At 61.4% G+C, this 803-nt stretch carries 2 protein-coding genes; both read left to right on the forward strand.

What is annotated here, in order from left to right; translation table 11 throughout:
* Positions 1 to 23 precede the first annotated feature (23 nt).
* Positions 24 to 335, forward strand: a complete 312-nt coding sequence (locus tag AC2D8P_RS16630) for a transposase (protein WP_484704003.1) — start codon at positions 24 to 26, stop codon at positions 333 to 335.
* Positions 332 to 803, forward strand: a 472-nt coding sequence (locus AC2D8P_RS16635; protein ID WP_484704005.1) for an IS3 family transposase, incomplete at its 3' end; no start/stop codon positions are given. The genes AC2D8P_RS16630 and AC2D8P_RS16635, both read left to right, overlap by 4 nt.

The raw sequence follows: 803 nt of genomic DNA on the forward strand, positions 1-803 counted from the left end.
ATCGATGAAGGAGAATGTTTTTCATGCCGAGAACGAGGAACCCGTACCCTGCGGAATTCAGGGATCAAATGGTCGCGCTGGTGCGAACCGGGCGCAGTGTTGAAAGCCTGGCGCGGGAGTATGAACCCTGCGCCGCCACGATCCACGAATGGGTCAGGCAGGCGGCGGTTGATGATGGCGACGACCCGAGCAGCCTGACGAGCGCAGAACGTGACGAGCTGCGCCAGCTTCGGCGCGAGGTGAAACAGTTGCGCCAGGAGCGCGACATCCTCTCAAAGGCTGCGGCCTGGTTTGCACAAAACGACGTGACATCGCGGAGGTCTTCGAGTTCATGACCGCAAATCAGGCCGAGTATTCGATCCAGATGATGTCGCGCATACTGGGAGTGTCCCGCAGCGGGTTCTATGCCTATCACAGCCGGCCGCCGAGCGCACGGCAGGTGGCCGACGAGGCGCTGACCAAACGGATCGCGACGATCCACAAGGCATCAAAGCAAACCTATGGGGCGCCTCGCATCCATGCCGAACTGGCCGATGAAGGTGTCTTCGTTGGTCGCAAGCGTGTCGAGCGTCTGATGTTAGCCAAGGGCTTGAGAGGCGTTAGTCGCCGCAAGTTCGTGGTGACCACGGAGCGCGCCCCAAGGGTGCGCCCTGCCGCTGATCTGGTGGACCGGAACTTCTATGCCGACGCACCGAACGTGCTGTGGGTTGCCGACATCACCTATGTACCGACCTGGACGGGCTTTGTGTATCTGGCGGTCGTGCTGGATGCCTTCAGCCGCCGTGTCATCGGCTGGGCCATGG

The organism is Roseovarius sp. YIN77, from assembly GCF_057219155.1.

Excerpts from the sequence above, each read along its gene's own strand:
- AC2D8P_RS16630 (WP_484704003.1), top strand. The coding sequence starts at position 24 with ATGCCGAGAACGAGGAACCCGTACCCTGCGGAATTCAGGGATCAAATG.